29 protein-coding genes and 6 tRNA genes are annotated in these 24,351 nt (G+C 35.1%); 16 read left to right on the top strand and 19 right to left on the bottom strand.

Annotated elements, in window-relative coordinates:
• Positions 1 to 5: 5 nt before the first annotated feature.
• The gene (tgt, locus tag HNQ00_RS03820; RefSeq protein ID WP_173837005.1) at positions 6 to 1,136 is read right to left on the bottom strand and encodes a tRNA guanosine(34) transglycosylase Tgt; all 1,131 of its coding nucleotides are present in this window, start codon (positions 1,134 to 1,136) and stop codon (positions 6 to 8) included.
• A 404-nt stretch (positions 1,137 to 1,540) separates the two neighbouring features.
• Between tgt and HNQ00_RS03815 the strand changes: the two genes are divergently transcribed.
• Positions 1,541 to 1,867, top strand: coding sequence for a DMT family transporter (locus HNQ00_RS03815; protein WP_173837004.1), 327 nt, complete (start codon positions 1,541 to 1,543; stop codon positions 1,865 to 1,867).
• A 105-nt stretch (positions 1,868 to 1,972) separates the two neighbouring features.
• On the top strand, positions 1,973 to 3,649 hold the full coding sequence (locus tag HNQ00_RS03810; RefSeq protein WP_173837003.1) for an amidohydrolase: 1,677 nt from the start codon (positions 1,973 to 1,975) through the stop codon (positions 3,647 to 3,649).
• 56 nt (positions 3,650 to 3,705) lie between these two features.
• Here HNQ00_RS03810 and HNQ00_RS03805 read toward each other — a convergent pair whose 3' ends face one another.
• Positions 3,706 to 4,542, bottom strand: coding sequence for an alpha/beta hydrolase (locus tag HNQ00_RS03805; RefSeq protein ID WP_173837002.1), 837 nt, complete (start codon positions 4,540 to 4,542; stop codon positions 3,706 to 3,708).
• A gap of 145 nt (positions 4,543 to 4,687) precedes the next feature.
• Here HNQ00_RS03805 and HNQ00_RS03800 point away from each other — a divergent pair, with 145 nt between their 5' ends.
• From HNQ00_RS03800 to HNQ00_RS03780, 5 genes are all read left to right on the top strand, one after another.
• Positions 4,688 to 5,236 carry an RBBP9/YdeN family alpha/beta hydrolase gene (locus HNQ00_RS03800; RefSeq protein WP_173837001.1) on the top strand — a complete coding sequence of 183 codons (549 nt, stop codon included), beginning with the start codon at positions 4,688 to 4,690 and terminating at the stop codon, positions 5,234 to 5,236.
• A 428-nt stretch (positions 5,237 to 5,664) separates the two neighbouring features.
• On the top strand, positions 5,665 to 6,411 hold the full coding sequence (locus HNQ00_RS03795) for a COG4705 family protein (protein WP_173837000.1): 747 nt from the start codon (positions 5,665 to 5,667) through the stop codon (positions 6,409 to 6,411).
• A gap of 62 nt (positions 6,412 to 6,473) precedes the next feature.
• Entirely contained in the window at positions 6,474 to 6,884 is a 411-nt protein-coding gene (locus HNQ00_RS03790; RefSeq protein WP_173836999.1) for a DUF1003 domain-containing protein, read from the top strand.
• A gap of 132 nt (positions 6,885 to 7,016) precedes the next feature.
• Complete coding sequence (locus HNQ00_RS03785) at positions 7,017 to 7,295, top strand: rhodanese-like domain-containing protein (protein WP_173836998.1); 279 nt, start codon at positions 7,017 to 7,019, stop codon at positions 7,293 to 7,295.
• Between the two features lie 11 nt (positions 7,296 to 7,306).
• A complete protein-coding gene (locus HNQ00_RS03780) occupies positions 7,307 to 7,618 on the top strand; it encodes a rhodanese-like domain-containing protein (protein WP_173836997.1) in 312 nt (103 codons plus the stop codon).
• Between the two features lie 147 nt (positions 7,619 to 7,765).
• On the opposite strand, the gene HNQ00_RS03775 is transcribed toward HNQ00_RS03780, so the two are convergent.
• The 3 genes from HNQ00_RS03775 to HNQ00_RS03765 form a co-directional block, all read right to left on the bottom strand.
• Entirely contained in the window at positions 7,766 to 8,860 is a 1,095-nt protein-coding gene (locus tag HNQ00_RS03775; RefSeq protein WP_173836996.1) for an alkene reductase, read from the bottom strand.
• 18 nt (positions 8,861 to 8,878) lie between these two features.
• Positions 8,879 to 9,394, bottom strand: a complete 516-nt coding sequence (locus HNQ00_RS03770) for a hypothetical protein (protein WP_173836995.1) — start codon at positions 9,392 to 9,394, stop codon at positions 8,879 to 8,881.
• Between the two features lie 88 nt (positions 9,395 to 9,482).
• Positions 9,483 to 10,064 (bottom strand): Crp/Fnr family transcriptional regulator, encoded by a 582-nt coding sequence (locus HNQ00_RS03765; RefSeq protein ID WP_173836994.1) that lies wholly within the window; start codon positions 10,062 to 10,064, stop codon positions 9,483 to 9,485.
• A 209-nt stretch (positions 10,065 to 10,273) separates the two neighbouring features.
• Between HNQ00_RS03765 and HNQ00_RS03760 the strand changes: the two genes are divergently transcribed.
• Together HNQ00_RS03760 and HNQ00_RS03755 are read left to right on the top strand one after the other, a co-directional pair.
• Entirely contained in the window at positions 10,274 to 11,122 is an 849-nt protein-coding gene (locus HNQ00_RS03760; protein WP_173836993.1) for a transketolase, read from the top strand.
• Positions 11,123 to 11,207: 85 nt separating this feature from the next.
• Complete coding sequence (locus tag HNQ00_RS03755) at positions 11,208 to 12,161, top strand: transketolase family protein (protein WP_173836992.1); 954 nt, start codon at positions 11,208 to 11,210, stop codon at positions 12,159 to 12,161.
• 296 nt (positions 12,162 to 12,457) lie between these two features.
• Here the strand turns inward: HNQ00_RS03755 and HNQ00_RS03750 are convergent, their stop codons facing one another.
• Complete coding sequence (locus tag HNQ00_RS03750) at positions 12,458 to 13,423, bottom strand: FKBP-type peptidyl-prolyl cis-trans isomerase (protein WP_173836991.1); 966 nt, start codon at positions 13,421 to 13,423, stop codon at positions 12,458 to 12,460.
• A gap of 78 nt (positions 13,424 to 13,501) precedes the next feature.
• On the opposite strand from HNQ00_RS03750, the gene HNQ00_RS03745 reads away from it, so the two are divergent.
• Together HNQ00_RS03745 and HNQ00_RS03740 are read left to right on the top strand one after the other, a co-directional pair.
• The gene (locus HNQ00_RS03745; protein ID WP_173836990.1) at positions 13,502 to 13,894 is read left to right on the top strand and encodes an RNA-binding S4 domain-containing protein; all 393 of its coding nucleotides are present in this window, start codon (positions 13,502 to 13,504) and stop codon (positions 13,892 to 13,894) included.
• A gap of 29 nt (positions 13,895 to 13,923) precedes the next feature.
• A complete protein-coding gene (locus tag HNQ00_RS03740; protein ID WP_173836989.1) occupies positions 13,924 to 14,424 on the top strand; it encodes a phosphoribosyltransferase family protein in 501 nt (166 codons plus the stop codon).
• Here HNQ00_RS03740 and HNQ00_RS03735 read toward each other — a convergent pair.
• Positions 14,416 to 14,934, bottom strand: coding sequence for a shikimate kinase (locus HNQ00_RS03735; RefSeq protein ID WP_173836988.1), 519 nt, complete (start codon positions 14,932 to 14,934; stop codon positions 14,416 to 14,418). The two genes, HNQ00_RS03740 and HNQ00_RS03735, sit on opposite strands and share 9 nt — an antisense overlap.
• Before the next feature lie 128 nt (positions 14,935 to 15,062).
• Here HNQ00_RS03735 and HNQ00_RS03730 point away from each other — a divergent pair.
• The 4 genes from HNQ00_RS03730 to HNQ00_RS03715 all read left to right on the top strand — a co-directional run bounded on the left by HNQ00_RS03730 (position 15,063) and on the right by HNQ00_RS03715 (position 15,525).
• Positions 15,063 to 15,135 (top strand) — tRNA-Lys (locus tag HNQ00_RS03730).
• A 37-nt stretch (positions 15,136 to 15,172) separates the two neighbouring features.
• Positions 15,173 to 15,245: transfer RNA gene (locus HNQ00_RS03725), tRNA-Lys, on the top strand.
• Positions 15,246 to 15,289: 44 nt separating this feature from the next.
• A tRNA-Leu gene (locus HNQ00_RS03720) sits at positions 15,290 to 15,372 on the top strand.
• A gap of 80 nt (positions 15,373 to 15,452) precedes the next feature.
• Positions 15,453 to 15,525: transfer RNA gene (locus HNQ00_RS03715), tRNA-Lys, on the top strand.
• A gap of 58 nt (positions 15,526 to 15,583) precedes the next feature.
• Here the strand turns inward: HNQ00_RS03715 and HNQ00_RS03710 are convergent.
• The 8 genes from HNQ00_RS03710 to HNQ00_RS03675 all read right to left on the bottom strand — a co-directional run bounded on the left by HNQ00_RS03710 (position 15,584) and on the right by HNQ00_RS03675 (position 21,853).
• Positions 15,584 to 16,111, bottom strand: a complete 528-nt coding sequence (locus HNQ00_RS03710) for a hypothetical protein (protein WP_173836987.1) — start codon at positions 16,109 to 16,111, stop codon at positions 15,584 to 15,586.
• A gap of 4 nt (positions 16,112 to 16,115) precedes the next feature.
• Entirely contained in the window at positions 16,116 to 16,463 is a 348-nt protein-coding gene (locus HNQ00_RS03705; RefSeq protein ID WP_173836986.1) for a hypothetical protein, read from the bottom strand.
• The gene (locus tag HNQ00_RS03700) at positions 16,444 to 16,743 is read right to left on the bottom strand and encodes a hypothetical protein (RefSeq protein ID WP_173836985.1); all 300 of its coding nucleotides are present in this window, start codon (positions 16,741 to 16,743) and stop codon (positions 16,444 to 16,446) included. Before HNQ00_RS03700 ends, HNQ00_RS03705 begins: the two co-directional genes overlap by 20 nt.
• Before the next feature lie 22 nt (positions 16,744 to 16,765).
• Positions 16,766 to 17,029, bottom strand: a complete 264-nt coding sequence (locus HNQ00_RS03695; protein WP_173836984.1) for a hypothetical protein — start codon at positions 17,027 to 17,029, stop codon at positions 16,766 to 16,768.
• A 260-nt stretch (positions 17,030 to 17,289) separates the two neighbouring features.
• Positions 17,290 to 19,524: a DUF3987 domain-containing protein gene (locus tag HNQ00_RS03690; protein ID WP_173836983.1), complete on the bottom strand. Its 2,235-nt coding sequence runs from the start codon at positions 19,522 to 19,524 to the stop codon at positions 17,290 to 17,292.
• A gap of 4 nt (positions 19,525 to 19,528) precedes the next feature.
• Positions 19,529 to 19,798: a helix-turn-helix domain-containing protein gene (locus HNQ00_RS03685; RefSeq protein ID WP_173836982.1), complete on the bottom strand. Its 270-nt coding sequence runs from the start codon at positions 19,796 to 19,798 to the stop codon at positions 19,529 to 19,531.
• Positions 19,799 to 19,878: 80 nt separating this feature from the next.
• Positions 19,879 to 20,553 carry a hypothetical protein gene (locus HNQ00_RS03680; RefSeq protein ID WP_217425245.1) on the bottom strand — a complete coding sequence of 225 codons (675 nt, stop codon included), beginning with the start codon at positions 20,551 to 20,553 and terminating at the stop codon, positions 19,879 to 19,881.
• On the bottom strand, positions 20,543 to 21,853 hold the full coding sequence (locus tag HNQ00_RS03675) for a phage integrase SAM-like domain-containing protein (protein WP_173836980.1): 1,311 nt from the start codon (positions 21,851 to 21,853) through the stop codon (positions 20,543 to 20,545). The genes HNQ00_RS03680 and HNQ00_RS03675 overlap by 11 nt, the downstream gene beginning before the upstream one ends.
• Positions 21,854 to 22,105: 252 nt before the next feature.
• Between HNQ00_RS03675 and HNQ00_RS03670 the strand changes: the two genes are divergently transcribed.
• A tRNA-Lys gene (locus HNQ00_RS03670) sits at positions 22,106 to 22,178 on the top strand.
• Positions 22,179 to 22,476: 298 nt separating this feature from the next.
• Here HNQ00_RS03670 and HNQ00_RS03665 read toward each other — a convergent pair.
• The 4 genes from HNQ00_RS03665 to HNQ00_RS03650 all read right to left on the bottom strand — a co-directional run bounded on the left by HNQ00_RS03665 (position 22,477) and on the right by HNQ00_RS03650 (position 24,194).
• On the bottom strand, positions 22,477 to 22,719 hold the full coding sequence (locus HNQ00_RS03665) for a hypothetical protein (RefSeq protein WP_254598432.1): 243 nt from the start codon (positions 22,717 to 22,719) through the stop codon (positions 22,477 to 22,479).
• A 196-nt stretch (positions 22,720 to 22,915) separates the two neighbouring features.
• Positions 22,916 to 22,989, bottom strand: a tRNA-Asp gene (locus HNQ00_RS03660).
• A 401-nt stretch (positions 22,990 to 23,390) separates the two neighbouring features.
• Positions 23,391 to 23,915 carry a DUF4252 domain-containing protein gene (locus tag HNQ00_RS03655; RefSeq protein ID WP_173836979.1) on the bottom strand — a complete coding sequence of 175 codons (525 nt, stop codon included), beginning with the start codon at positions 23,913 to 23,915 and terminating at the stop codon, positions 23,391 to 23,393.
• A gap of 6 nt (positions 23,916 to 23,921) precedes the next feature.
• Positions 23,922 to 24,194 (bottom strand): hypothetical protein, encoded by a 273-nt coding sequence (locus HNQ00_RS03650; RefSeq protein ID WP_173836978.1) that lies wholly within the window; start codon positions 24,192 to 24,194, stop codon positions 23,922 to 23,924.
• Between the last annotated feature and the right edge of the window lie 157 nt (positions 24,195 to 24,351).

The raw sequence follows: 24,351 nt of genomic DNA, 5'->3' as shown, positions 1-24,351 counted from the left end.
AAAGCTTATAAACGTTGGTTCATGTTCTTTACCATCATGTCTTTCCATGCTCTAAAATCTCCAGCTATAATACGTCTTCTTGCTTCACGTACTAACCACATGTAGAACCCTAAATTGTGAATTGTAGCAATTTGCTTTCCTAAATACTCATTAGCAGCAAACAAGTGACGTAAATATGCTTTTGTATATTCTGTATCAACAAAGGTATGCCCCATTTCATCTATTGGTGAAAAATCAGCTTCCCATTTTTTATTTTTAATATTGATGGTTCCATTTGCAGTAAATAACATACCATTTCTAGCATTACGTGTAGGCATTACACAATCAAACATATCTACTCCTAACGCTATATTTTCTAATATATTGATAGGTGTACCTACTCCCATTAAGTAACGTGGTTTGTCCTCTGGTAATATTTCGCACACAACCTCAGTCATGGCATACATTTCCTCAGCAGGCTCCCCTACAGATAAACCACCAATCGCATTCCCAACTTGATTAGAATTTGCAATATACTCTGCTGACTGCTGGCGTAAATCTTTATAACAACTTCCTTGAACAATAGGAAAAAATGCTTGATCGTATCCGTATTTTACCGGTACTTTCTCTAGGTGATTTACACAACGGTCTAACCAGCGGTGCGTCATTTTCATCGAGCGCTTGGCATAATTATAATCGCAAGGGTATGGTGTACACTCATCAAATGCCATGATAATATCAGCACCTATCGTACGCTGAATTTCCATTACATTTTCAGGAGTAAAAAAGTGGTAAGATCCATCGATATGCGACTTGAACTTTACACCTTCTTCTTTAATTTTTCTATTTGCAGAAAGCGAATACACTTGGTATCCACCTGAATCAGTCAAAATATTACGATCCCAATTCATAAATTTATGCAATCCACCTGCTTTTTCAAGAATTTCAGTTTGTGGACGCAAGTATAAGTGGTACGTATTCCCTAAAATAATATCAGGGTTGATGTCTTGTTTCAATTCTCGTTGATGCACTCCTTTAACAGAGGCAACAGTACCCACAGGCATAAAAATAGGTGTTTCTATAACTCCGTGATCTGTTGTAATACTTCCCGCTCTGGCTTTAGATAGCGGATCTTTTTTTAATAAATCAAATTTCATAATACCATTTTTCTACCGATTGTTCGGCGGGCAAAGATAGGTTAATTTGAAAACTAGAGAATTAGATAATTCAAAAAATTAAATAACATTTAGTATTTATTAGAATAAACAGCATCTAAATTGAAAATCTGCATTTAATTTATACCAGTTGGGCATGCCCTTCCCTGATTAGCATCTGGGCCGGTCAGGCTATTCGCTGTATTCCCGCTAAGATAAATTAGGGCTAAAAAACCCTATTTTTCTAAAGCGCACGATGCCGCTACTATCCTTCATGCAGTAAAAAGACCGTTGCCTACTCCCTACAAACTAGTCCAAAATCTTATTTGTAAAAAATCAAACATAAAATAGCGCGATTACAAGTAAATCCCGTTTTGGTTGTAGATATTTGCATAAAATTATAAACGATGAATTGGATTATATTAATTATAGCTGGATTATTTGAAGTTGCTTTTGCGTTTTGTCTAGGGAAAGCAAAAGAAACTAGTGGAGCAGAAACAATATGTTGGTACATAGGATTTTTACTAACGCTAACTATGAGTATGACCTTATTGATTAAAGCAACCCAAAACCTACCCCTGGGAACAGCTTATGTGGTCTGGACCGGTGTGGGGGCAATAGGGACAGTGCTGGTAGGGATTTTCTTTTTTAAAGACCCGGTTCACTTTTGGCGTATCTTTTTTCTAATCACCTTAATTGGATCTATTATCGGATTAAAAATGGTGTCTCATTAATAAGGGACAGACTCTCTTTAGCGAAAGCGTTACCATCTTCTTTCAAATTTTAAGCGTAATTACTTGAAAAAATAGTTACCTTAAAACCTTCAAAACTAACAAACAATGCCACATACAAAAACCACTTTGTACTTAAAAACCGTTTTCTTACTACTAGTACTGACTTTGATTTCGTGCGAAAAAGTAAGAAAAGCCGACTTAATAGTAACCAATGCAGTTATCTGGACTGGAAACGAAAAGCAGCAGACAGCGCAAGCGATGGCAATTGATAGCGATACTATTGTGGCGATAGGTACAGTTGAAGAAATTAATAAATACAAAGGCAAAAAAACGAAGATAGTAGACGCCAACGGAAAATTTATTACTCCAGGTTTTATCGACTCTCATGTACACTTATTGCAAGGAGGAAATAGTTTATCGAGTGTGGCGTTACGAGATGCTAAGACACCGGAGGAATTTGCAAAACGCATAAGCGATTATGCTAGAAAGCTACAACCAGGAGAATGGATTCTTGAAGGAAACTGGGATCATACTTTATGGGGAGGAACACTTCCTACAAAAGAATGGATTGATAAATACACCCCCGATAATCCCGTAGTCGTTTACCGCCTGGACGGACACATGATCCTAGCAAACTCAGCTGCAATGAAATTTGCTGGTATCGATAAAAATACGGCTGATGTAAAAGATGGCACCATTGTAAGAGATAAGGAAGGCAATCCTACCGGAATCTTTAAATCTAATGCGATGCCATTAATGCTGAACAAAATACCGGAGTTAACAAGAAAACAAAAAGAAGCAGCATTAACAGCAGCGATGAAATATTTTGCGGCAAATGGCGTAACTACAGTTCACGACTTAGATAGTTTATCAAGCTATAAAACTGCAAAAAGATTGAAAAAAAAGGATCAATTAACATTACGAATTTATAGTTCGCGCCCATTGAACAAATGGATCGAGCAAGCAAATGCCGATTTGAAAAATAGTAAATGGTTGAGACGAGGCATACTTAAAGGCTTTGTAGATGGCTCTTTAGGTTCGCACACTGCTGCTTTTATAGATAGTTACAGTGACAAAGTAGGAGACAGAGGTTTCTTGATAACTGATCCTAAAACTTTGACCGAATGGATTACGAGTGCAGACAAAGCCAACTTAAACATTACTGTTCACGCTATAGGAGATCGAGCAGTACGCTCTATTCTATCAATTTATGAAAAGGTAATTAACACAACTGGAAAAAGAGACCGAAGATTTAGAGTTGAACATGCGCAACACATTGCTGTCAGTGACATCCCTAAATTTGCAGAGCTTGGCATAATTGCTAGCGTGCAACCTTACCACGCTATTGATGATGGTAGATGGGCTGAGGGAGTTATAGGAACAGAACGCATTAAAACTACTTATGCTTTTAAATCATTGCTTGATGCAAATACTATTGTAGCCTTTGGTAGTGATTGGCCAGTAGCGCCAGGTTCTGCCATATTGGGTATTTATGCCGCCACTACTAGACGTACATTAGACGGTAAAAATCCAAACGGTTGGAATCCTGAACAAAAAATCACCGTAGAGCAAGCGTTAACAGCGTACACAAAAACGGGGGCTTACGCCTCATTTGACGAGAAAATCAAAGGAACCTTAGAGGTAGGTAAATTAGCTGATTTTGCTATTCTTAGTCAGGACCTAACTAAGATTGAACCTATAAAAATTAAAGATGTATACGTTCTTAAAACCTATGTGGGCGGAAAAAAAGTATACGATAGATCAAACAAAAAGAGCTATTAGTTATACTGGTAAAAAAAAAGAGAGAGCGATTTAATAGTAAATCGCTCTCTCTTTTTTTATTTTTTATTCTTTCTTATAAAATCGATTGTTTCCTGAAAACGGTCGCTGTATGGCCAGAAATATTGTGTCACCATAGGCACGTGTTTTTTATCAATATGAATCAATTCTACTGAGGGCTGGAACGGTTTCAACGCTTTTAAAAAGCGGTCGTTTGCTACGGTAATTGATGGATAAGTCTTATCTCCTACATAAATTAAAAAAGGAGGTGTATTTTTATTTAAGAAATAAATAGGAGACGCGTCTTTCCATTTTGCTGGATCTGCAGTCCAAGTAGCAAGGTAATCATCTTTTGTAGTTGGCGGATATTGCTCTAAATAATTATTCATATCTAATCCTGCAGCATCATTTAATATAATTCCAGCTATGCTTTTTTCGTCGATTCCGTATTTAGGATTCATTACTGCTAAGGCTGCTAGGTGTCCTCCCGCTGAGTGACCAGTCACATAAATTTGATTCACATCACCATGATAACTTTTAATATTAGCTTGCACCCACTTAATTACTGCAGCTACTTCTTTAGCCATGTCATTATAATTAGCTTTTGGACTCAAAGTATAATCAGGGATTACCGTTACCACTCCTGTTCTAGCAAAATTACGCCCTAATAAATTATAAGTATCCTTGTTTCCGCTATTCCAGTTTCCTCCATGTATAAAGATTAAAACTGGTGCAGAAACACTTTTATTTGTAGGTTCAAAAATATTTAATTTTGGCAATACAGCCGAGTCGACTACTGCAGCGGTAAGAAATGATTTGTCTTTAATTTTCTTTGAACTACAACCGGTAAAGAAGGTAAGTCCTAATAAAGTAAGTATTGTAAATGTATAGCGCATGATTTTTTTTTTAACAAATGTATCGATAATGATAAAAAAACAGCGAATGGCTCCTTTTAAATTATAGAACAATTAACATCTGTTGCAGATTGAGAGTTATTCATTATTTTTACCATAGAAATACAAACTAATCTTAATACTCATAATGGAATACACCCTATTAATCGTTCCTGGACTTGGAAATTCTGGAGTGCAACATTGGCAAACATACTGGCTTAAGTTATTTCCAAATTCGCAAAAGCTAATTCAAGAAAATTGGGACGAACCTAAACTAAAAGATTGGCTGGATGCCTTAAACAAAAAAATCGCTTCTATTGAAGGACCAATTGTATTAGTTGCTCACAGTTTAGGCAGTATACTCGTCAATCACTGGACTAAAACTAGCTATGATAACAAGGTAATTGCAGCACTACTTGTGGCACCCGCCGATGTAGATTCGATTACACATACACCTCCTGAAACATGGAATTTTGCTCCCATACCACAAACTCCTCTACCCTATCCTAGCATGGTAATAACTACAGATGATGATCCCTATATTGCTACGGAAAAAGCAAAACTACTAGCAGATGTATGGGGAAGTAAATTTGTGAATGTAGGGTTAAAAGGCCATCTCAACACCGCTTCTAACTTAGCATACTGGGAGGAAGGTCAGTTGCTGTTTCAAGAATTAATAGCTACTATAACGACATAAAAAAAAACAGTCTTAGATATGAAACTAAGACTGCTTTTTAAAGATTAACTGTAAGAACAGTTAATCCTCCCTTTTCAATTAACATACTAAAACTAACTAAAACAATTCAATAAGATTGCTACTAAATAATTAGCTGGTCGACAAACTCAACGTTACCGTAGCGCACCAAATTATAACTTCAAAGCTTGTATACATTTATAAAAATAACCAATTAAAATAAATATTTGAGCTTTTGATACTTCAAAGATACTACAACTAAACATCTAACAAATAATCATTTAGACTAAACCAAAGTAAGTAACGTCGAACGTCTTGTTTAGTGTAGACGAATGGTAAATTCACATCTTAATCAAACCTTAATTTATCGTATGCTGTTTTCCCGCTACATTTGATACTATATTTTATGTAGCACTAATAGCAACTGCGTTATGATAGAAAATGGCAATAAAGTAGCCGAAATAACTTTTTTATTTTGGGTAATGAAAATCGTAGCTACTACGCTAGGAGAAACTTTGGGAGACTATCTGGCGCAAACACTTAATTTGGGATATGCTGTAGGACTAGCGATTACTACTTTGTTTTTTATATGTGCTTTGTCTGTACAAGTACTGCAACAAAGATATAGCGCAGCAATTTACTGGATCGTAATTATTGCTACAACTACTTTAGGCACAGAAATATCTGATTTCCTAGATCGAAGTTTGCATTTAGGATACAGCCTAGGAAGCGGTTTGTTACTAATAGCGCTGCTCGCAACTCTAGGAATCTGGCAGGCAACTTTTAAAGCCATTACTGTGTATCCTTTGTATGGTCAAAAAAAAGAACTCTTTTACTGGATTGCCATTTTATTTTCGAATAGTCTAGGAACGGCTTTTGGAGATTTTTTAAGTGATATTCTGGGATTAAGTTATCTTACAGCAGCAATAATAACAGCTTCAGTTATTCTATTTATTATGCTGCTACACTATACAACTAGAATCAATGCAACTCTTCTTTTCTGGATTGCCTTTGTATTTACACGTCCTTTTGGTGCCACCTTTGGAGATTTTCTAACAAAGTCAACTAGCAAAGGAGGATTAGCAATAGGAACTAGTACCGCTAGTATCATTTGTGTGCTGTTAATGATTACTTTTGTTTTGATTTCGAGACAAAAAAAGAATCAGGTTTCTATATAGACCTTTGCTTTTTTTTGTGCGTTATTTTATTATTCGAAAATAAATCAAACACAAGCATAACTATGTTAAAGACTAAAAACTGGCACCAAAAACACCGAGAGGACTTAGATTACGGTAGCCGTATCGCAGATTCAGTAGCTAAAGGAATGGGGTCTTGGAAATTTATCATCATTCAAACAATCCTTGTAGCACTGTGGATGGGATTAAATTTGGTGGCCTTTGTACAGCACTGGGATGTGTATCCTTTTATTCTACTTAATTTACTATTTTCTACACAAGCCGCTTATGCTGCGCCCATTATCATGATGTCTCAAAACAGACAAAATGAACGTGATCGCGTACAAGCACAAGCAGATTACCAGACTAATATTGACGCAAAGTTAGAAATCGAGGCACTTGCTGCTAAATTAAATAGCATAGAAGTTGAGAAATTAGATAAAATTATGCGCATGCTTGAGGAGATGAAGTCCTAATTATTATGCTAGTAATTAGTAAAAAAAAAGTAATTGCTTCTTGTGTAACATATGTTACTGTAGGTCCTTTAAACAATAATTACCTTTGACCTATGGTTCAAATAAATTAACCCGTTTAAAAATAAAGAAAAGATGACTGTAGAAGAAATTATAAAACAAAAACAAGTAACAATTATCGATGTTCGTTCTTATGGTGAATTCATGGGCGGTCACGTTGTTGACGCTATAAATATCGCGTTAGACGAAATACCTGCACGAATAGACGAAATAAAAAACCTAAAAACACCCCTAATTCTTTGCTGTGCATCAGGAAACAGATCAGGTCAGGCACAGCAATTCCTTTCTCAACAAGGGATTGAATGCTACAATGGTGGCTCATGGCTTGATGTAAACTATTTTAAATCAAAATAAAAACCCATTATATGATCGCGTTATTAAAAAAAATATTGGGATTTGGAGCTGCTACAAACTACAAAGAATTGATGCAGCAATCAGCAGTAATTATCGATGTGAGATCGCCAGCAGAATTCAAGCAGGGACATATTAAAGGAGCCGTGAATATGCCTTTGAACGAAATAGTAAATCAAGTTTCTAAGATAAAAAAAGACCGCATAATTATCACCTGCTGTGCATCAGGAATGCGAAGTGCATCTGCAAAAAACCTGTTAAAAAATTCAGGTTATGAGAAAGTCTACAATGGCGGTAACTGGAGCAGTCTTGAACGTAAAATCTAATTAAGTACTAGCTTTAAAGCAAAAAGTCCCAACAAATCGTTGGGACTTTTATATTTTAATGAGATTTATAACTTTGTAACTTCCTGTTGCATTGCATCACAAACATTAGTTTACAAATAAAATCTCATTCACAAATTAAATTTCTAATTATTCCCCTAATTTAGGATAGTCATTGTACCCTTTGTCTGTAAAGGTGTAGAAAGTACTTCTATCTGCTTCATTAAGCGGCGCGTTTAATTCAAAACGTTTTACTAAATCAGGATTTGAGATAAATGGTACACCATAAGCAACCATATCTGCATCTCCATCTTCAATTACTTTATTACCTGTTTCTCTTGTAAACCCTTTGTTAATCATTAGCAATCCATTGTACATAGGTCTAAAGTGCTTAGCCACCTCAGTTACAGCATACGGCACTTCGCTTACATCAGTAAAAGGTTCTGTAAGGTGTAGGTAAGCCAATCCGTAGTCATTTAATCTTTTTACAATGTACTCATGTGTAGCTATTGTGTCTTTATCAAGCGTAGTCCCTTGTGCATTATGCAAAGAAGGATTTAAACGAACACCCACTCTAGAGTAGCTAATAACATCTTTTAAAGCATCTAAAGTTTCAAATAATATTCTAGCTTTATTTTCAATGCTTCCTCCATACTCATCAGTACGAACATTAGAAGTTCCTGTAAAAAACTGTTGGAATAAATACCCGTTTGCAGCGTGAATTTCGATTCCATCAAAACCAGCATCAACAGCGTTTTTTGCACTATTTTTAAAATCTAATACTGTTGCTTTGATTTCGCCTATAGTCATTTCCTTAGGAGTTACTGTATCAATAAAACCACTTTCTACATAAGCTTGAGCATGAGGATCGATTGCTGATGGTGCATGCGGTAATTCACCATTATGCAAGTCTGGGTGAGACAATCTTCCAGTATGCCACAATTGAACAAAGATTTTTCCTCCTTTATCATGAACAGCTTTTGTTACTTGTTTCCATGACTCTGTTTGTTCTTGACTGTAAATTCCAGGTACATTTATAAAACCTACCGCTTTTTTACTAACTACGGTACCTTCACTAATTAATAAACCAGCATCTGCACGATCAGCATAATAAATAGCCATTTGTTCTGTCGCTAAATTCCCTTCATTACCTGCGCGGCTTCTAGTCATAGGTGCCATCGCGATACGATTGTTATATTTTTCTGTTTGAAATGTATATGGCTTTAATAAAATAAGATCACTCATAATTTTTTGTTTATTTTTTTAATTGATTTGAGAAACGTATGTGTTGAAACCTATGCCTTCAAAAATACTTGAAACAGTATCTAAAGCATAAGAGTCGTGACCTTCAAGCAAGAATTCTTTTTCAACTTGATCGTCTGTACTTATATTGATAACTTCGATAATTCTAGAGTGTGGAAACAACAAGTCAAAACTCACTTGGTGGTTTATTGATTTTGTAAACTCATCATCATTTTCCATGATTACGATGATTTTTGCAGTAGCAACTTCCTTAATTGTTCTAACTATATTTTCGTCATTTATGCAAAAACCAGATAGAATAATCATATCGGCCTCCCAACTTGCATCTGTAGCGCAAGGCATTATTTCGATAGAAGCATAACGATTCTCAGCCAAAAGAGATTGTTGAATCTTATTGACATCGCTTGCATTTTTATCGAATAATAAAAGTTGGTATCGAGTAGACAACTCATTTAATACCGGAAAATTTCTTTTATCTGAGGCTCCAATAACGGCTATAGTTTTTATGTTTTGCATTTTTATCAGTTTTAATACTGCAAAGATACAAGCACATGCTATCGCTATCCATTGAGCTAAGTTAAGAAATGGTATTGATCTAGATCAATTATCTTTTCAAGCTAATTTGTTTTCTAACTCTACTTAGGGTTTCAGGAGTTAAACCTAAATAAGAGGCAATCATGTGCTGGGGTACACGTGCGACAACTTCAGGGTAGGCGCTAGTTAGTTTCAAATACTTCTCTTCGGCAGATGCGTTGAGCGCGGCATTAACGCGAGACTGAAATGAGATATACGCATTCTGTAATAAAATACGCTGGTAGCTTTCAAAAACTGGCAACTTTTTCATTAGATCCTCTCGAGCATTGTAGGTCAATAAAAGCAATTCAGAATCTTCAATAGCTTCAATTGTTTGCGTAGAATTTTTGGCCTGTAAAAAACTAGCCAAATCGCCTATCCACCAACCTTCAAATGCAAACTGAATTACATGCTCATTGCCTTTTTCATCGGTTGTATAGGATCTTAAAATCCCTTTTTCGATAAAAGCATTGTACGTACAAATATCCCCTTCAAGAAGTAAGGTTTGTTTTTTTCTTAATTTCTTAGGAATAAAAAATGCCTTACAGATTTCGAATTCTTCTGGAGTCATTTTGATTTTTTCTCCTATACTTAAAGCGAGTTGTTCATACATGATGGCAAGGTAATACTTCACCAGAAATTAAAAAAATCTTATTGTGAAAAACAAACTCTTTTAGCTAAAAACACCCCTAAAATCGTGGCGTGACCTGTTCTAGAAGCATACTATAAAGCACGAACTTGAGCTTATAACAAAATCAAAAATCATTTGTCTTACGGCAAAATAAAAATTACATTTGTAACAGTTTAACTTTTACACACAAAATGAAGCCTAACACACAACAATTAAACGATTTAACTATCCAAGTAAGAAGAGACATTCTTCGAATGGTACACGCTGTAAATTCAGGACATCCTGGAGGATCATTAGGCTGTACTGAATTTCTAGTCGCTTTATACCAAAACCTAATGGAACGCAAAGAAGGATTTGATATGGACGGAATAGGAGAAGATTTATTCTTCCTATCAAACGGACATATTTCTCCTGTATTCTATAGCGTCCTTGCAAGAAGTGGGTATTTTCCAGTTTCAGAATTAGCTACTTTTCGTTTAATCAACACGAGATTACAAGGCCACCCAACAACTCACGATAATTTACCTGGAGTTAGAATCGCATCTGGTTCACTAGGTCAAGGATTATCTGTAGCTATTGGTGCTGCTCAAGCAAAAAAATTAAATAATGACAACCATTTAATTTACACACTTCACGGTGATGGTGAATTGCAAGAAGGTCAAAACTGGGAAGCAATTATGTATGCCTCTGCTAAAAAAGTAGACAACTTAATTGCAACTGTCGATCTTAACGGAAAACAAATTGATGGTACTACTGATGAAGTATTAGCAATGGGAAGTATCCGTGCTAAGTTTGAAGCTTTTGACTGGGATGTTATTGATATCAAAGAAGGAAATAACCTAGAGGCTATTTTAGCAGGTATGAATGACGCTAAATCTAGAACAGGAAAAGGAAAACCAGTTTGTGTATTATTACATACTGAAATGGGTAACGGAGTTGACTTCATGATGCACACACATGCTTGGCATGGTAAAGCACCAAATGATGCACAATTAGAAAATGCATTGGGTCAAAATCAATCAACTTTAGGCGACTATTAATAATTTTAAATTTTGAATTGCAAATTTTGAATTACCACTCAAAATCTTTCAATTATTAAATTTTTAAATCTTTGAATTTAAAAAAATGAAAAAATATACAAATACAGGAAGTAAAGATACTCGTTCAGGTTTTGGAGCGGGAATGACTGAATTAGGTCAAAAAAACGAAAAAGTTGTTGCCTTATGTGCTGATTTAATTGGTTCATTAAAGTTTGATGATTTTAAAAAAAATCACCCAGAGCGTTTTTTCCAAATTGGTATTGCTGAGGCAAACATGATTGGAATCGCTGCAGGATTAACTATTGGTGGTAAAATTCCTTTTACAGGAACATTTGCTAACTTTTCTACAGGAAGAGTATACGACCAAATACGTCAATCAGTTGCTTACTCTGACAAAAACGTTAAAATTTGTGCATCACACGCAGGGTTAACATTAGGAGAAGATGGTGCTACACACCAAATCTTAGAAGACATTGGGTTAATGAAAATGTTGCCTGGAATGACTGTAATCAACACTTGTGACTACAATCAAACTAAAGCAGCTACATTAGCACTTGCTGATCACCATGGTCCTGCTTACTTGCGTTTTGGACGTCCAGTTGTGCCTAACTTCATGCCAGCTGATGAGCCGTTTGTAATAGGAAAAGCAATCCTATTGAGTGAAGGTAAAGATGTTACTATCATCGCTACAGGACACTTAGTATGGGAAGCACTTATTGCTGCAGAAGCATTAGAAGCTAAGGGAATCTCTGCTGAGGTTATCAATATTCACACAATTAAACCTCTTGATGAAGAAGCAATTCTAAAATCACTAGCTAAGACTAAATGTGTAGTTACTGCCGAAGAACACAATATACTTGGTGGTCTAGGAGAAAGCGTTGCTAGAGTATTAGCATTAAACACTCCTGCTCCACAAGAGTTTGTAGCGGTTAATGATAGCTTTGGAGAATCAGGAACTCCTGCTCAATTAATGGACAAATACAAATTGAACAATGAAGCAATTGTTGCTGCTGCTGAAAAAGTAGTTGCAAGAAAATAACAAAACTTCAATATCTAAACACAAAGCCGCTAAATCAATGATTTAGCGGCTTTTTTAATGGCTATATTGAAAAGCACCACTGTAATAAAAGGATCTATAAGTAGTGAATAAACATAGCGTATCTACCGTACTCTATATCGACAACCAAAGATTACTTTAAATTATTGTATTTGAAATAGCATTTTCTAGCATACAAAAAGTATAACTAAACATTGGGAAGTACCAATAATTGATAGAACAAAAAAAATCTCATTTCGATCGAAATGAGATTTTTATATAGCATAACAAATTCAGTATTAAGGATGACTGTTTTTATCAAGGTAATTAGTTCCCGCAGCAAGCTCTGCTTTAGTTGTGAATCCGTCGCCATCATCATCAACATCTAAAAAGTCTGGAACACCATCTCCATCAGAGTCATCTGGATTAACAGCATCTGTAGGCAGCTCATCTGCTCTCCATAAATAACCATCTCCATCAATATCTTCTAAGTAAGAAAGCACACCATCAGGATCTGAAAATATGTTCACTCCAACATTTTTTATTTCTAGATCGGACCTTACAAGACCATACAATTTAAAGCTAAACACTAACGGAGCATAAGACGGAATTATACCTGTAGATTGTGAAAAATAAGCTAATCCCGAAGGAATAAATATCATTCCTGCACCAAAGTCATTATACGAGACTGTTCCATCTGCATTACCTTTTGAAGTACCTATCCTAAATTGTGGAAAAACTTCTTTCCATCCTCTAATTGCTGTGTACAAGCTAAGTGTACTTTGAGGGAAAATTTGTTCTTCAAAATCTGTCGTTGTTAAAGTAGACACAGCATCTGTTCCTGTTACTCTACTTAAATACACTCCCTTGTAAGATGTTAATACAGCATCAACATTAGTAGGTCTATCTCCAGCACCTTCTCTTAAAGCCAGATAATACAATTTATAGGTTAAGTCGTGTAGCTTTACCTCTCTAACCAATAATTTAGGAAACGTACTTTTATTTAAATAAGACATTATAGAAGGCTGTGTACCTCCTGTTGGTATTTTAGTGATTGTAACATCTTGATCATCAGTAAAACCAGGATGATTAGTTACAGTGATATAATTAGAAGTCAAGTATTCTTCAATATCAGTAAGATCTGTAGGATATTGTACACTGTATTCTCTTGGAGGAGTCAATTCTATCGTATCATCACTTTTCGAACATGAAAATAAAGAGAGTGTTGTAATTGATAAAATAAAATAATACTTAAATTTGTTCATTATAGCTGATTTTTAAGTGCGCAAGATACAATATTGATTTATTTTTGTAAACTATTTAACTCTGATTTTATATTTTTTATGCGAATAGATAAATTTTTATGGTGTGTCCGATATTACAAAACTAGAAACATGGTTACTGAGGCCTGCAAGAAAAATCACGTCACAGTAAACGGACATGTAGCAAAGCCTTCTAAAGAGGTTTTTCCTACTGATAAAATCACCTTTAGAAAAGACCAAATCACCCAAATAATAACCGTCTTAGATATTCCTGACAACCGTGTAGGTGCGAAACTGGTGGATATGTATCGAAAAAACGAGACGCCAGCAGAAGCGTACCAACACTTAGAATTATTAAAACTATCCAAGGAACATTATCGCAAAAACGGAACCGGAAGACCTACCAAAAAAGACCGTAGGGACATTGACGAATTTGGAAACGAAATACATTCTGACGAAGACGAAGTAGAATAAATCAATAGCAATCGCTAAATAAGCAACACATGAGCAAGAATATTATATTGACGCATCAAGAAATCGAGCATAAAATTACCAGAATTGCTTACCAAATTTACGAAACCTTTGTAAATGAAGAAGAAGTCGTTCTAGCAGGAATTGCGGTAAACGGATATATTTTTGCCGAAAAAATAGCTGCAGAGTTAAAAAAAATATCATCACTCGAAGTACTACTATGCAAAGTATCGATTGATAAAACACATCCTGAAAATCCAATCACCACTTCTATCACAAAGGAAGCGTATGCAAATAAAGGATTAATCTTGATTGATGATGTATTAAATTCAGGAACCACACTTATATATACAGTACGCCATTTTCTAGACGTACCATTAAAGAAATTTAAAACAGCCGTCTTAGTAGATCGCAACCACAAGAAATACCCTGTAAAAGCTGATTTCAAGGGGATTTCCCTTTCTACATCGTTACTTGAACATGTACAAGTGGTTTTTGACGAAAACGATCAAAATTACGCTTATTTAAGCTAGAACATTCTCGATATCATTAACTGTGTCTGCAACTGTTTTATCATCTACTGATACAACATGTTTGGCTTGGTTATAAAAATAGCTTCTCTCAAAAAGATGCATTGCAATAAACTCCTTCATCTGCTCATCATTCATGGTAGCGATAAGGGGTCTTTTGCTTTTATTAGGAGACAGTCTATTAAATAGCGTAGCGATAGAAGCTTTTAAATAAATCGAAGTCACACCTTCTTCAGCTAATAGTAAATGATTATTAGCATAACACGGCGTCCCTCCTCCTAGCCCAATAATTAATTCCTCTTTAGACTGCAATAATTCAACAAGTGATTCGTGCTCCATCCTTCTAAATTTGATTTCGCCCAATTGCTCAAAGATATCTTTTACTGATAATTTAGCCTTGTTCTCTATATATTCATCTAAATCCACAAAGGGTATTTGTTTTTTTTGAGACAAACTTTTTGCGATTGTAGACTTTCCGCACCCCATGTATCCTAATAACACAATTTTATTCATATAATAAATAGCTATAAGTTAGACCGTTATAATTAATTGATAAAAAAAGACAAATTTAAAGCAAAAAACTTTGGAAAACATCAAATAAAGTCCTTATATTTGCACCCGCATTCAAGCAAAGAAATTATGACTCGATAGCTCAGTTGGTAGAGCACATCACTTTTAATGATGGGGTCCTGGGTTCGAGCCCCAGTCGGGTCACAAATAGTGATCAAACACATAATTTACTTGAAAGCAAGACTCGATAGCTCAGTTGGTAGAGCACATCACTTTTAATGATGGGGTCCTGGGTTCGAGCCCCAGTCGGGTCACAAATAATGGTCGAGTATCAACTACTTGACCATTTTATTTTCACGGCCACGTGGAGAAACGGTAGACTTGCCATCTTGAGGGGGTGGTGCTCGCAAGGGCGTGTGGGTTCAAATCCCACCGTGGTCACAAATACTGTTGATTATCAAGTAGTTACAGCTGTATTGTTTTACATTTGTTTTACATCTTGAAATTTTTATTAAAATAATGACTCGATAGCTCAGTTGGTAGAGCACATCACTTTTAATGATGGGGTCCTGGGTTCGAGCCCCAGTCGGGTCACAAGCATAAAAAAACCGCTCCAATAATAGGGCGGTTTTTTGCGTTAAATAAGATATCTTTATTTGATCCTTTTAATGTAATCGGCTAATTCACGTGTATTAACTCTTACTGCGGGCTTGTCTCGATTATGTCCAGCAAATAAGCGGTGCATCTCGTGAATGCCGTTAACATTCAAATCCAAACCTAATTCCTTTAATCGGTTCAGATCATCAACAACACGGTGTACAATCCCATAAACCTCATTTTGTGCCTCGCTAGTTGTATAAACTTTTACATTTTCTGTAATTTCCTGCTGCTCCTCCTCCGTAAAAGGTTCGAAGCGATAAAACGAACCGAAGCGGGAATAGTGTTCTTTAGCCTCGTTGTACTCCTGCTCAATTCCTTGCGCTTGAATGTTGAATAATAAAGTTGCTTTTGGATAAACTTGTTTTAAAGTATCTTCTATCTCGCTCCAGCTCGTGAAGCCGTCAAATCCTAAAGGTTTGATTAATGATAGGAATTTTTGCGCTGCAGCGATTTTCGTTTTCTCGGTCTGAATTAATTCGTTTGCTACTTTGGTATTTTCTGATAAAATATATTTTTTCATAATTTTAGTTTTTAATTGTTAATTGTTTTGTTTGTTGAAATGCTTTTGCTCTTGCAATAAGTTCATCGGTTGTTAATCTTGTCAAGTCTTCTTTATAAATTACCGTAAAGCCTGTATAATTGTTTTTTGTGGGGTTCGTGCGAATTTCATTAATTAGCCGCTTCATATTCTCAACCAACTTATTTTGATGGTCAACAATTTGATTTTGATTTTCATCTTTCACAATTACGACATAAAAACTAAAATCTTTTAAGGCTTCATTAAACACATCGAAACGATGTTCTTTGTTTAGGGCTTCATCTGAAATAAAAGCCTCTAAATCATTAAGGTTATTAATTTTTAATGTCTTCATACAGGTTTAGTTTTAAAGGTTCGGGCGGTGCTTGAATGTTGATAATTAAAGGCGTGAAACGCTTTTCTTCAATATCAATTTCGATTTTCGTTTGCTTGGGAACTACAAAGCTCATTAACTTAATCACTACGTCCAAACGGTCTTTGGGTTTTAATTTATCTAGTAATGCGGGAATCCTTGCAATTTCAGCATCTACGACGCTCCGAATTAACTCTTTAGCTTGTCCGTTTACTTTATTGGGTGTGTTGGCGGCTCGACCGCCTGTCTTTGTTCTTTTCATAATATTCTACTTAGTTCTACTTTTAGACAATTGTAAATCCTTTATTATTATTCTTAAAGCCTTGCACCTGTCCGTTTAATTGGCTGTACTGCTTTTGCCTGCTCTCTAAATCCTTTTTATTAAGGGCGTCGGTCAAGTCCTTTTTTAAGGCTTCCAACTGCTGCACCGTTAATTTATCTAGCTGCTGCCTTGTCGGTGGTGTAAAAGCTATAAAAATTGTACTGTTGTGCTTTTTATCGTTTAAAGCTAAAATGTCGTTAATCAAAGTTTGTTTTAAATTGTTCATTGTGTTTGTGTTTTAAATTCCCTACTCTAGTTTAAGCCTTTTGGGGTAACTGCTGTTATTAATTTTTTCAAAGTGCACAAAATGCAAGTAATGCAAAGTGCAAGCGTGTAAATAAGATTTTATATAAATTATCTTTTCATTTTACTAATATCATATAACTACTTAATAATTAGATAGTTATATATTTTAAAAATACTTATAGTAAAAATTTACATTTTTGCATTTTATATATACACTTTGCACTTCTTTCATTATGTGCATTATTGGCATTTAAGATAAATTCCGTGTTTGACTTTCTTAAATAGGCTGCTATCGGTCAGATAGTTTTTTACAGTTCGTTCAATCATTTCCAAACTCGCACCCGCTGCAATTGCTTCGGCTGTGGTAAACTGTTGATCCAGTCCATTAAATAACTGCTGTTTGTCCTGCGGTAATGATAAAAGATAACTTTCTTTATTCTGAATCTTTGCAAGAACCTTAAAAGCGCAATTCAAGTAATAATCACATAATGCCTTTGCAGCGTGGACGGCTTCAATTTCTATTTGGTCGTTGCTGCTATCGGTCATAATTTGCACTAATAGAGCCAGCCTTATAAAATGGTTGTCGTATTTGCTTAAAATTTCCCCTTTGATGCTGTTTTGATGCTCGTTTACCTGGTCGCAATTGTTAGACTGCCATTCATAAAAATAAGTCTTTGCCGCTGGGCTAAAGGTTAACGTCTTTGGCTCATCAATTTTAAATAGACCATTAATAAAAGCTTCATACTTTTGCGCTAAATGCGCATTAGCTACGTTATCATTCAGAGGCTCTTTTTTAGCGTCGTCAGGGTACGCAAATAAAAATCTTTGAAAGAACCCATTATTTAATTTATCGGGCGGGAATGCCTTGTTTAACGCTCTAGGCTGCAGCCCTCCAATAATTGACAAATAAGGGTTTGAAATAAATAACGGTATTGCATTACCAACACGGTCAACTGTCGTGCTTTGGTTGCTCCAAACAGATAAATAAAAGCCTATCTGATCGCTTTTGCTATAATTATTCATTCCCTCCAAAAAGCTTATTAATTCATCACTTACAACCGTGCAACCTCTCGGATTTTCAGATAGTCTTTTAAAAAGTATCTCAGTTGTAAAATTGCTTAAAATACTTTTTTCTAAAGTTGGTGCAAAAACGTTGTCAAGCGCTTCTTTATCTTTTTTAGATAGTTTATCATAGCTCGCATAAATATCATATTCAAATTTATAGTTGTCGTGCCTATCCTTGTCAATTGCTTTAATTGGTGCAAAAATTGTATTAATTGGGTGCGTCTTATTTGCTCCAGCGTTACCAAGTAGGCAACAAAATATAGAACCTTGCTCAATCCAGCCGCTTTTTACAATTACTTTTAAATTTGCGCCTGCTGCGGTGGCGGTGGCTGCTAACATAGCGGTTCCCGTGTAATCAATTGGATAATTTACCGTTTGTTTCAGATCGTTTGCATAATCTCTAAAACGTGGCGGGAAAACATCAATAGGAAATAGGTTTTTATTACTTTCAATGAATTTGCCAAAATTTAGAACACTAAGCCGTTTTGATGCTTCATAATCCGTTAATCCTGCTAATTCCTTGTATAGTTCGTAACAGTTATAAACATCTTTTAAAAGTCCCGTATTCGAGCTAAAGACTTGGAATTTAAAAATACCCTCGTTGTTGAAGCAAACCATACTTCTTAATTTGCCTCCTGGTCTTTGATACTCAAATAAAGCGGGAGTTTTGCCCGCTGTGATTGTGTAGCCTTGTTGCTCTAAAAGTTCGTTAATAACCTCAATACTTTTAGGATCATTATTAAAAGCCTGTGCGGGTGTATTTCCAGCTAGATCAAAATTATCTATTTGTTTTACAACTGGTTCGGGTTCTACCTCCTGCACAAATTCGTTATACACTCCAGCATTCCAATTGATATATGTGTTTTCATCAAAAGTATCTATTCGAAGACGTGCAACATCTTTAAGATCATCAAGCTTAATACCTAAAGTAAATTCTAAATCACTCTCGATATAGTCAAAGACGGCTTTTAGGTCATTATCTAAATTGTACCTCATAATAATAAATGCCCCGTCGCCACCTATTGACGTTGAGCCAATTAAAACAGGGTAATATTTACAAATAAGCTGTATGACTTCCTGCGGTGTTTTATTGTAGGTTTCTTTTATGTGGTCAATATCTAAAGTTAGTAAAGCCGTTAATTGATCGTTAACATCAATACTAATTGAATAAGCTTTAAATTTTGTAGTCTTTAAATTAGCTTTTTTTACTGGGTCGGTTAAGCTTCTTAAATTGTCAAACGGTTTTCTTTTTGCTTCATCTTTGAAGCCGTTAACCATATCAAACAAAGATATATTTGTTGCCTTATCTCGATTAGATTTTACATTAGGTAAAGACTTTAAAATGATTTGTTTAGGGTCAAAAGTATCTTTATATTTGGTGCTGAGGTTGTGGGCAATTGCGCTGTCCATAGCCTTATCTTTTTAAAGGCGTAACACTCGCCAAAACTTCGGATCGTTTATATAGCACTCGTGCCCCGATACCGTACGATTTTAACCGTCCCGATTTGGTATGTTTGTGTAATGTAGTTTTGTTGAAATTTAGCAATTTGCAAACTTCTTCACGGGTTATAAGTTCCGCTTCGGTTGTTGTGTTTGCTGGTTGAGTTGCACCGCTAAGAATTGCGGCTGTCGCCTCTGCTAGTTGCTGGAATGTACAGCCTTGGAATAAAATTTGTGCGTCCATAATTGTCAATATTTAAAGTATATTGGCAAAGGTGCAACTACATGAATGTTACTGTTTTGTGATACTGTATCAACTCAGTATCAAAATTCATTTGGGTACTTTTCAGTACATTCTTTCATAAATCTATCATCTATTGCAATACTTTTATCATTACAATAATCGATTATTATTTTAAGTCTTTCGAAGTATTCAAAGATATTTTTAGCCCCTTTTGAACTATTACCAATTGACTCTGAAAAATAAACGCCGTCGCTGCTTTTAAAACCTAATTTTACCGCAATATCTCTAAAACTCAATTTATCTTTTCTTAATTGGTAGGCTTTACCATTGGCAAGCTGCACGCCCGCTAAAAACCAAACATCTGTTTTATAGTCTTTCTTTAAATTATCTTTTTTCTCAATTACTAGCGGCGTTGGGTTTAAAAGTTGGTCCTGCTTTTCTTTTAAAAAATCTAATTCACTTTTCCAAAAAAACCAATCGGAAGCCGTCCCCGTTTTGGTAGTGATCAAATTACCGTTAACAAGCTCCATACCGTCCAGCTCCTCGCCTAAAAAATCAAAATCCGCTGTTTCCTCGCATTCATTAACAACCTTTGTTAAAAGCTTTATTTTAATTTCAAGATAATTTAATTCAGTTGCAGACGGGTTTTTATATCCAAACTCGATAAAGTCCGCTTGGTATTGCTGGTCTTTTTTTTGTGCTGCTGTCATTTGGTTCTGTCTAATTGTTAACTTTACAGTATTGCTATTTTTCATTTGATCCTGTATTTCTTATTACTTCCATTGCTGGACTTTCTTTTACTTTTGGTGCTAATTTATTGAAGTACTCCACCATTTGAAATGCGTTATCGTATGTAGTTTTACCGATATAAGATAAAAACATCCTTTCTGTTCCGTGGGCGGTTATGTTCATTAATACGGGCGTTGGAATGCGTCCGTAAAAATTAGTTGCAAAGCTCCTGCGGCAAACGTGCGAACTAATAACCTGCCATTTTGGGAATATATCTTTTGTATGCGGTGTTCCTTTAGTTTGTTTGATCCTTGCCTTTGTTGGTCCATCAATTCCAGCCGCTTTGCAAACGTCTTTAATGTATTCATTGAAACGGGACAAAGATATTTTATAAGGTAAACCATCTTTGATAATTTCCAACGCCTCAGGAAGTAAAGGAACTGCAACTAGTTTACCCGTTTTTTGCTGCTTTAATTCAATGATTTTTACGCCTCCAATCTCTTTTATATTTTTCTTAGTAATGTTCAGCAAATCGCCTGCACGCTGCCCGATTAAACAACCTAATAATAAAAATTTGCGTGCATTAATTAAAGCCTCTCGGAACAGTTCCGCTTTTTTGATTGCCTCCTGTTCGTCTTCATTTAATGTAATTATGTCCTCAGGTTCTCGGCTCTCTGAAATTCCCTCAAAGCTTTTGACTTGTGTGGAAATTTCAAAATCATTTTTTCCAGCATCTCGGCAAATAGTTCTAAAATTAGCAATGTTTTTACCGACGTAATTTGTCGAATAACCTTTGCCAAACATCCACATTTTATAATTTTCAAGAAATTTTAAATTAATCTCTTTCAATACTACGCTTTTACCTTTTAACTTTTCTTCTTCATACTTTAAAACTGTATTTTTAAAAAGCTTTAAATTTTGAATGCGCCCTTTGCTTAATCCTAATTCTTTTTTTGCATTCTTTTTGTAGGGTGCTTCATCAATATACTTTTGAATGTAGGTAGTCAAAATATCTAATTCTACTATCTCAGATTTTCCAAAATAAAAATTTACTTGGTCCTGCAGCCAGTCGGCTGTAATTTCAATTCCTGCAGGTTCATCTTTATCAAATCTTTCATTAACTGCAATTCTTAATTTTTCAAGATCAGTTTTAAGATTTTTAATTTCATCAGTCTTACCTTTAGGAAGCCCTTTTACATCGTCCCAAAATTCAAGATAAATTGTTTTACCCGTCTTTCTCTTAAATGCTTTGCCACGTCCAGCGGAAAGTGAAATATAAATATTAACAGGATCGCTTTTGCTTCGGATTTCGTACCTAATTTTCATACAGTTGATTTTAATACAAAGATAAGCATTAAATCAATCTTGTTTTACATTTGTTTTACATATTATGTATTTATGTGCATTTATTCGTACTTGCTTATTTTACCAAAACACTAATAATCAATAGTTTAATAATTTTAAGCTATAAGTAAATTCACATAAATACACGGGTTTTGTCCCCACCGTGGTCACAAAAGAATAAAATTAAATTACAAGAAGGAAAACACCAAGTATCCTTTTTTAGCAATACATAATGACTCGATAGCTCAGTTGGTAGAGCACATCACTTTTAATGATGGGGTCCTGGGTTCGAGCCCCAGTCGGGTCACAAAATGGTTAAGTATTTTACTTAGCCATTTTTTTTTGGCTTAAAGCCAAAGAAAACAATAAAGCACAAGAAAGGAATAGCTAAAAAATCCTAGAAATTCTCAATAGAAGAACACACCTAGAATTACCACAAACAGCTCAGCAGACCTCAACTCAAGACCAGCGAGATCGAAATACCTCAATGATAGAATCGCTCCTTAGTGAACACGTTTTAAACTTAAAAACGCTAGTAAAACAGAATCACCCTAGACAATAGAACAAGCTGAAGAGCAACGCCAATGTCAAGCACGCGCTAAACATCAATCTTCAAAACCACAAAGACTGTAACCTCTATTTCTAGCCTCAGCTACACTAACTTTTTCAATTTTGTGCGAACAACGGTTCAATCCATTGCACGACTCAGAATAATGGTATTTAGAAGCTGTTTTACTGACACAAATATAAACATCAACACTTTTTACTGAATAACCAATTTGAAAGCCAGGAAAACCACCCAAGGCTGACCAAGCGCACAACGAAATGACAAGTATAAAATGTCTCATATATAAACTGATTTATGCAGTAGCAATTACGATTCCTTCATTAGTATCAATCTTAAAGATCTTAAAAAAGCAAATAAACCCAACAATGCTTTACACGAACTTTTCTAAACACCATAACAGACTAATGATGGAATTTTCTAAAAAAACAAGGCACAAAAAAAAAGCCTTTCATTTCTGAAAGGCTTCCCCAATATTGCGGTCTGGACGGGACTCGAACCCGCGACCCCCTGCGTGACAGGCAGGTATTCTAACCAACTGAACTACCAGACCCACTGCTCTATTGCGGTGGCAAAGATACAACAGAAGTCGGATATCACAACTACTTTTTCCAAATAATTATTCGTTTTTTTTGCTTTAAAAACCAACTAACTGATTCCTAATACTAAGCAAACAAAAATATTTTACAGCTCTATCAGTATTCGTAAGAATTTACTACAAAAGCACATTTTCAATAATTATTTATCCGATTAATAAAGCTATATCTTAGTCAAAATAGCCGTAGTATAGCTACCATTCGACTATAAAACGCCAATTTTTTTACTAGTACCCCAATCTTTTTTAATGTAAAAGAAATACAACCGCTTTAAAATTGTGATGCTAAAAATAAACCCCATAAAAAACCCGACTCTCATTGAAAGTCGGGTTGATTAAATAACATTATTTGCTAATCATTATTTTGCTTTGCTCACATTTTTTAGATCAAGACCACCAGGTATCTTAATTTTATCTGTAAGGACTGAGAGTTCGTTTAAATTGAAATTACCAGTCAAAGACATTAAAACAGTTTCTTCACTACTATCTGTACCATCAATAAACATCAATAATTCATTTATCGATGTACCTGCACCTGATTTGACAGATATTTTTACGTTTTTTCCATTTTGATTTACTAGCATCAACTCTTCTAATCCCGCGCTACTAACATATTTATCTGCCGTAGCTTTCATGTCTTGCGTTCTCTTATTGCTAGTTGTAGTATATACCTTTAAATTGTCTAACTTTTTAATCAAAGCCATGTATTTTTGAGTTTCGACATCACTAGCATCAACTTTAACCTTGCTCATCAAGTCAAACATTTTTTTATTAACCACTACAGTTTTAATATCATCTTGATCATTATACTTATCAAAATTAGCTTGTGCAAAAAAACTACCACTATATAATAGAACGGTAAATAACACTATATACTTTTTCATTTTTATTTATTTAGTTGTTTTAAAAATTATATTCTTTGATTTCTCATATTCGTTTATATACAATACACTTTCTATGCCAGTGTTGATATTAGTAGACAGTAACCCTAAGGCCTGCTTGGTTTCTTGTAATGCTTCCTCAGGAGTTTGACAGGTTCCTAAATCTTTCTCTGCCCTTGTTTTTTCTTTGTTGCAACCAGCAACACCACAGCATAAAGCAAGCGTGAGCACTACAGTGGCTAACGTAAATAGTCTCTTAGTATATAGTGTGCTGCAATTCATAAATTAACTGATTATTTATCGAAACAAAGCTACTAAAATAATACGTGCTATAATTTAAAATAAAAAACATACTAGATAGGCCATGCCACCACTTACAGAAGTATCAGCTTACTTTTCCCCTACTAATAACAAATAGGTAACAAATAGGTAACAAATT

This window comes from Flavobacterium aeripolare, assembly GCF_013294025.1.
Taxonomy (GTDB): domain Bacteria; phylum Bacteroidota; class Bacteroidia; order Flavobacteriales; family Flavobacteriaceae; genus Flavobacterium.
Note: the sequence above shows the minus strand (reverse complement) of the source record. Positions and strands in the feature narration are given on the sequence as shown.